We start from the raw sequence: 6,808 nt of genomic DNA on the forward strand, positions 1-6,808 counted from the left end.
CCATCGACCTGACATGGCCAACAGAGCCAACAGAGGGGACTCGAGTCCCCTCTGTTGGCATCGTTGGCGACCACCGCGAGCGAACGCGACGAATCGAGGACGATCACGCTGATCGCGTCTTGCGCCGCACCGCTGCGCGCCGAGCCCTCGGTGCCGCATCTCCGGCAGTCCGAAGCGCGGCGTTGGCCGTCGTGCAGGTGCTGTCCGATCATCGGCAGAAGGTGGAACACCTGCAAGAGAAGGCGGTCTCCGCCCAGAAGAAGCAGGGCAGGTAGCCCCGCAGCCGTCCAGCCCAGGACCGACTTTTGCCTGGTCAAGCGCCGCGAACGACCCGCGTGTGCCCATGAGGCGCGTACGGGTGGCCGGAGTGAATTGCGCTGTGGCTCCGTGTGGTCGAGTGACCTCCGTGTTCGCAGTGCGCGCTGGTCGGTGCGGCCGCAAGAAGTTGCTCGCTTGCGGCTTGCGGCTGGCGCGCTCTGGCTGCAGGGTTAGCCAGATTTCTGCAGTTTCGAACTATGGAACGCCGGTCGGGCAGGAACGCCCGGCGGGGTGTGGCAAAGGACACATCGCCCAGGGTTGTCGCCCTGAACTGCGTAAAGGTGTCGGTTTGGACGTTGTAAAAGGGTGGGCATGGGTGAACCTCTCGCGAACTTTCGTCGCGTTATATCGGCGATATATCGCGTTGTTGATCCGGCTCCTGCCGGCCTTGGCATTTCTCAGCGTTCGGTGACGGTGTCGACGGTGGGGTTGGCGCCGGCGATTCGGAAGCTGGCGGACGAGAAGTTGCAGGTGCGCCTGGCGGTGTCGCTGCACACCCCGGACGACGAGCTGCGGGACACGTTGGTGCCGGTGAACAACCGGTGGTCGATCGACGAGGTCCTCTCCGCCGCCCGGTACTACGCCGACACCTCCGGACGGCGCGTCTCGATCGAGTACGCGCTCATCCGGGACATCAACGACCAGCCGTGGCGAGCCCAGCTTCTCGCGAAGCGGCTGCGCCAGCACCTGGGTCAGCTGGTCCACGTCAACGTGATCCCGCTGAACCCCACCCCGGGGTCCAAATGGGACGCGTCGCCGAAGCCGGTTGAGCGGGAGTTCGTCCGCCTGGTGAACGCCGGCGGTGTCGCCTGCACGGTGCGGGACACCCGGGGCTAGGAGATCGCCGCGGCCTGCGGCCAGCTCGCGGCCGAAGGCTGAGATTTCTTCGTTTCGATGATGGAGTGTTTGTCGTGATGTATGCCTCCAGCCTGCTGGACCCGGCTGCGGAGGAGCTTCGGCTCGCGGACGTGGTCGGCCGCGGCGCGACCGAGGTTGCTCGTGAGGCGCGGACCCTGTTGGGTGAGCGGTTCAGCTCGGTGACGTTCATGTACGTGCTGATGCGCGCCTTCGAGGTCGAGTACACCGCAGCCCGGGACGCCTCGCGCTGGCACGAGTTCCACGGTGGTCCGCGGGCGTTGTCGGACGCTGATCTTGAGAAGCTGCTCGCTCCGTGGCTTGATCGCTGATCAGCCGTCTGAGGTGGGGCGCCCGCGTGCGCCGCGACCTCGTCGGCCCGGACCTAGAACAGCTGGAAAGTTGACCGAACAGCTGAGCATGTCTAGCTGTTGCGGGTCATGACTTTGGTGACGCGGTGAGGACTTGAGGCGAGGGGACGGGTCCTTCGGCGGCAGGATGAGAAGTGCGACCAACTCGTCCGCCGAGAGAAAGACCCGTCCATGCACCACCGTAATGCCCCACTATCGCTCGGGGGCCGCCGTCGGCTCGTCGCGCGTTGCCAGACCCGTCCGATCGCCCACGTCGCCGCCGAGATGGGCAACTCGCGGCAATGCGCATCCAAGTGGGACAACCGCTACCGCCGCCACGGCTAGACCGGTCTGCTTGACCGGCCCAGCGTCCCGCACCGCCAGCCCACCGCCACCCCGGCTGAAGTGGTGGCCCGGATCGAGCAGCTGCGCCGGGGACGGAGGTACTCCGCCCGCAGGGAACGCCACCGAGCTGGCCTTCGAAGGCATCACCATCTCGGTGAGCACCGTGGGCCGGCACCTGCTGCAGCTCGGGCTGAACCGGCGCCGGTTCCTCGACCCGACCGGCGCCACCAACCGCCAGCCCGAGGCGGATCATCGCCCGCTGGCCCGGGCACATGGTCCACCTCGACGTGAAGAAGACCGGCCAGATCCTCGCCGGCGGCGGCTGGCGCGTCCACGGCAAAGGCTGTACCCAGGACCGGCAGGTCGCCCGCAGTAAACTCTAGGCCAGCGGCCCCGCCACACCTACCTGCAGTCCGCCGTCGACGCCACTCCCGTCTGGCCTACACCGAAGCCCTGCCCGACACCGCACCGTTGCGTCGTCTGATGATCGTCGTCGGCATCGGCTGTCGCGGGCGGGAGACCGCAGGATCAATCGGGTGTTGCACGTGATGATGGTGCTCTCTGAATTGGCGACGCGCGGTCAGACTGATGAATCGCCCCGGGTTTAGCGGAGGGTCTGGTGTGTCCCGGAGATTGTTTCGCATCGCTTCACTACGTAGTGTGGCTCGCGCTCGGGAGATGGGGCGAATTGCGCCGATCTCCGAGCGGTCGGTGCGTCGCCGTGCCGAGGTTCGTCGGTAGTTGCCGGAGTCTTAACGCCTACCCACCGCTTTCCTACGCCGACTCCGCGCTCGCCGCGGCCGGTGATTCATCGAGGAGGCAGTGCCCGACCCAGTTCTGGGCTCTGTGTCAGCACGTCGGCCATCGTGGTCACTTCCCGATCGGGAAGGAAGTCGCGCAAGACCCGCTCGCGGGCTCGCGTCCCCATGGTCGTGGTGTCGATCCGGCCGTTCAGGCACGAAATAATCAGGGTCGCCGCGGCCGGTAGGTCGTGTGGGTCAGTCAGCAGCCCGTCGTGGCCGTGGGTGATCTGCGCACGGATGCCACCCACGGCGGATGCGACCACTGGACGGCTCTTCCACATCGCCTCAGTAACGGTCAGGCCGAAGCCTTCGGCCAGGCTCTTCTGCACGACCACGGTGGAGGCTCGCTGCAACGCGTTGACCAGCAGAGCATTGTCGTCGAGGTCGGCCATTGGCAGGCAGACGAGGTGCACTCTGTCTCGATCTGCTCGAGACAGCCGTCGCCACGCGGCCTGTGTGCGGCTGAACAAGCGGCCCTGGTCCACGTCGTCGGGCACACCGTCCGGGTCCGGTCCGACAAGAGCCAGGGTGCCGATCGGCACGTGGTCGACGAACGCTGCCAGCACGCCTTCCATGTCCTTGAGCGCGTCCCAGCGAGACACTTGAGTGATCAATGGGTTGTCGCTCGTGCCCCGGCGTAGCCCGCATCGATCCAGCAGAGCCTCAACCCGCTCGGGTTGGAGATCGCGATTCTTCGGGGTTGACGGCGCGATGAACGGCGGCAGCACGACCGTATTGCGGCCGGTCAGCACAGCGGGAACGTGCCACGGAACGGAGAAGAAGTAGCCCTCGGCGGCATCGAGCAGCGGCTCGACGAACGTCCAGCCCCGCTCCGAAGCCTCAGTCGGCCGGTCCACGCCTACGTGACAGCGCCAGTAGACCTGGGCGCGGCGCTGGGCGAGCGATGGTGCGAGTCCGGCCGTCTGGTGATCGTGGAGGATGACCACGTCGTCAGGCCGGACGAGGCTTGCCAGCGCCTCCGCTGTCGGCTTGAGGGCCACAAGATAAGCATCCCGTTCAGCTGATCCCAACGGCCCCTCGTCACCCGGGCTGCCGTAGAGCGCCATGCCTAGGCGTTTAGTGAGCGTGAAGAAGGACGGGTCGCCTTGGACGACGGCCCAGCGAGCGCTGATACCGAGCTCGCGGTAGAGCGGCAGGAGGATCTGTAGCATCTCAGCGACTCCGCCGCCGGCCGCCGTGGAGTTGACGTGCCATAGCGTGCGGCCCTCAAGCGCTTGGCGCAGGCTGCCCGCATGCCGGCGCAGTTTCTCGGACCGCTCCTCCCCAAGGACCGCCTCGAGCCCGACGAGACCGCCAGGCATGATCACCGGCAGCGCGATCACCGCCGGCCGCCCGCTATACGCTGCTTGAGCAGGCCGACCAGCATGTGGTTGAGGCTCAGCATGGCGTCTTCGAAGTGGAAGTTGTTGTCGTTGCCGCCGGTCTGGCCGGGGAATCGTGACGACCCAGGTACCACAAGGCAGATGTCAGCCAGCTCGCGACAGCGTCCGCCGGTGCCGCGCGTCATGGCGAAGGTACGGGCGCCGGCCGCAATTGCCACCTCAAGGGCCCGAATCACGTTCGGCGAGTTGCCACTTCCCGAATACGCCATGAGCAGGTCACCCGTGGTGGCGAAGGGTTCAAGGGATGCCGCGTACATTGCGTCCGCCCCACGGTCGTTGACCAGGCCGGTCAGTTCGGCGGGCGAGCCGGACAGGTTAACGAAGTTAAGCCGCTGCACCGAGTGGGAGAGCGGCTGGCCCTTGTCGTCGCTGACGAACGGGTGGTGCTTGAAGTCGCAGTACGCGTGATCGAGCGTGCCCGCGTTGCCGCCGTTGCCGACCGCGTAAATGGTGCCGCGGCCGTCGTATGTGGCGAACACCGCGTCGGCGACCGCGACCACGACGTCAACGGGGAAGGTGTCCAGGATCATGCGCTGCTCGTCGAGGTAGAGCTGAACCGCGCCGCGGAGGTCGGTCATGCGGTGCCTCCGAGGTGTTCGGACGCAATCCGGCCGTGGCAACGCCCGGTGTCGTCGGCCCAGCGGATCACGTCGTCGAGCTCAGGTGTGGATACCTCGATGGCGGTGTACTCCTCTTCGGCGATCACCCTGTGCAGAATGGTGGCTGGAGACGTCCATCCGGTCCCGGCGATGTACCGAGTAATCCCGAGCGTGGAGAGGTCGATCGCGGCGCCAGGGTTCGGTGGGGCCGGCGATCCGCCCAGCACGGTGGCCCGTCCCTCGATCACGTAGTTTGTCTCGACCTTGTGGACGTGCGACTGCAACGACGACTGGTTGCCAGCCCGCATATGAATTCGCTTCAGCGCGTATCGTGGCTCGGCGAGGTTATGCGTATACCAGGTTTCCTCGCCCCAGGGCTTCGAGACGGTGTAACCGCTGATCTCCCGGGTGGCTTGCGTCGCGGCTGCCTGCGTACCTCCATAAGCCCCTGCCTCCAGAACTCGGGCAGCCTCGCTCTCGTTGTTGCGTACGACGCATTCGCCGTCAGGAGCGACATGCCAGCCCTGCAGCCGGACGAAGCTCCGTCCATCCATGTTGACCGACCCGCCGACAACTAGGAAGGTACGGAATCCGCCCGTCGCTGCCGAGAACAACTGGTCGCCGGGGCCCAGCCGATGTTCGGTGAAGAAGTACCGGCGCTCGTCGATGCCATCCACGAGGTCGGTGCTGATCAGCGTCATCTCTTGCCCCTCCTTAACAGGTCCTCGCACGTTCGGGTGGCCTCGGCTCGATCGAGTGCCTGGAAGAGATTGTGAGCCGCTTCGATATCAGCCGTGGCCTCCTCCGTATGTCCGGCGGCTCGCTGGAGAAGGCCGAGGTGCAGGCGGATGCAGGCGGTCGTGAGCCGGTCGCCGAACGGCTCGACCAGCGAGAGCGCTTCGGTGCAGTCGACTAGTGCGGCTTCCGCCGCGTTCGCCCGGTGCTGGAGGATTGCGTGGCAGTGCACCAGCAGTCCGCGCAGGCGCCAGTCCAGCTCGAACCCCGGCATCGTCCGGGACTGGTTGACGGCCCGGCGGGCATCCCGATCGCGATTCTCGAGGATCAGCAGCCGGATGCGCGCCACCGCCACGAGGGCAAGGTTGCGGTCGTCGCCAAGGGTCGTAAACGCCGCCTGCGCCCGGTTCAACAGTTCGGTCGCGCGGGTCACGTCCGGCCGCGCGTCCGCGGCCAGCGCCGCCTTGCGGACTGGTGGCAGCGGCTGCCAGCCGATGTCGTCAACAATCAGCAGCGCCTCGTTGGAGCGGGCGAACGCCTCACCGCGCTGTTCGCCGGTGTCGCCTAACAGCGTCGCGGCGCTCTGTAGGCTCTGTGAACCGACCGTCCGGTCTCCGCGGAGCACCGCGGACTCGCCGAGGATCTCCCACGTCCAGCCCTCGCCGCGGACGTCGGCGAGCGACCGCGCCTCTTCGAGCGCGACCCGCAGGATCCCCTCGGCGACGGACGGATTGCCCCAGCGCATGTGGACGAGGGAAAGATTGCAGCTCCCGTCAACGACCCCATACCGGTCGCCGACCTTCTGAAAGAGAGCGACGGACTCCTCCAAGCGGGCAACCGCCCGCTTGTGCTGCCCGGTTTCCCGATCGATCTCGCCGAGGTTGCGTAGAGTCGCGGCGCGTGCCGTTGTGGAGCCGATCCTCTGCGCCGCGTCGTACGCTAGGTCGGCGCAGCGGCGGCCGATGTCCCAGAGGCGCAAGTTCTCGAACCCAACACTGGAGGCGTCGGCCAGTTCCCAGCAAAGCATCCACTCCTCTTGGCGGTGGCAGGCCGCTACGACCGCCGCAATGCCGGCCCGCTCCAGGAGGAACCACCGGAACGGGTCGAATGCGCGTTCAGCGACGGCGGGGTCAACTGGATACCGCGGCGCATGAACCCGGCCCTGATGGCGGGAGCCGGCCGGGTGGATCAGGTTGTCGGCGAGGTCTGCCACGGCGAGGTATGCGGAGGCAAGTCGGACCACCGCGGCTCGCCGCTCCGTCTCCGGGATATGGTCGACCGCCTGAGCGGCGGCGAAGTCGCGAACTAGTGCTTCATCAAGCAACGTTGGGTAGGTAATCGGGGCGGCGGATCTTGGAGTTGACGGCGAAGTGGCGTTTGGGGTGGCAGTGGCGGTTGCG

At 66.8% G+C, this 6,808-nt stretch carries 6 protein-coding genes and 2 pseudogenes; 4 read left to right on the forward strand and 4 right to left on the reverse strand.

Annotated elements, in window-relative coordinates:
- The 4 genes and pseudogenes from ACFVYA_RS48975 to ACFVYA_RS48990 all read left to right on the forward strand — a co-directional run.
- A partial coding sequence (locus ACFVYA_RS48975) for a hypothetical protein (protein ID WP_387055412.1) occupies positions 1-275 on the forward strand: 275 nt, incomplete at its 5' end.
- A 349-nt stretch (positions 276-624) separates the two neighbouring features.
- A pseudogene (locus ACFVYA_RS48980) lies at positions 625-1,155 on the forward strand (radical SAM protein); the annotation flags it as partial.
- Between the two features lie 77 nt (positions 1,156-1,232).
- A complete protein-coding gene (locus ACFVYA_RS48985; RefSeq protein WP_387055422.1) occupies positions 1,233-1,505 on the forward strand; it encodes a hypothetical protein in 273 nt (90 codons plus the stop codon).
- A 210-nt stretch (positions 1,506-1,715) separates the two neighbouring features.
- Positions 1,716-2,330 (forward strand): annotated as a pseudogene (locus ACFVYA_RS48990) (helix-turn-helix domain-containing protein); the annotation flags it as partial.
- Between the two features lie 346 nt (positions 2,331-2,676).
- Here the strand turns inward: ACFVYA_RS48990 and ACFVYA_RS48995 are convergent.
- From ACFVYA_RS48995 to ACFVYA_RS49010, 4 genes are all read right to left on the reverse strand, one after another.
- Positions 2,677-4,014 carry a glycosyltransferase gene (locus ACFVYA_RS48995; RefSeq protein WP_387055414.1) on the reverse strand — a complete coding sequence of 446 codons (1,338 nt, stop codon included), beginning with the start codon at positions 4,012-4,014 and terminating at the stop codon, positions 2,677-2,679.
- The gene (locus ACFVYA_RS49000; RefSeq protein ID WP_387055416.1) at positions 4,011-4,652 is read right to left on the reverse strand and encodes a hypothetical protein; all 642 of its coding nucleotides are present in this window, start codon (positions 4,650-4,652) and stop codon (positions 4,011-4,013) included. The genes ACFVYA_RS48995 and ACFVYA_RS49000 overlap by 4 nt, the downstream gene beginning before the upstream one ends.
- Positions 4,649-5,374 (reverse strand): hypothetical protein, encoded by a 726-nt coding sequence (locus ACFVYA_RS49005; RefSeq protein WP_387055418.1) that lies wholly within the window; start codon positions 5,372-5,374, stop codon positions 4,649-4,651. The genes ACFVYA_RS49000 and ACFVYA_RS49005 overlap by 4 nt, the downstream gene beginning before the upstream one ends.
- Positions 5,371-6,808, reverse strand: a 1,438-nt coding sequence (locus ACFVYA_RS49010; RefSeq protein WP_387055420.1) for a tetratricopeptide repeat protein, incomplete at its 5' end; no start/stop codon positions are given. The genes ACFVYA_RS49005 and ACFVYA_RS49010, both read right to left, overlap by 4 nt.

This window comes from Amycolatopsis sp. NPDC058278, from assembly GCF_042881395.1.
Lineage (GTDB): Bacteria > Actinomycetota > Actinomycetes > Mycobacteriales > Pseudonocardiaceae > Amycolatopsis.

Excerpts from the sequence above, each read along its gene's own strand:
- ACFVYA_RS49000 (WP_387055416.1), bottom strand. The coding sequence starts at position 4,652 with ATGACCGACCTCCGCGGCGCGGTTCAGCTCTACCTCGACGAGCAGCGC.
- ACFVYA_RS49005 (WP_387055418.1), bottom strand. The coding sequence starts at position 5,374 with ATGACGCTGATCAGCACCGACCTCGTGGATGGCATCGACGAGCGCCGG.
- ACFVYA_RS48985 (WP_387055422.1), top strand. The coding sequence starts at position 1,233 with ATGTATGCCTCCAGCCTGCTGGACCCGGCTGCGGAGGAGCTTCGGCTC.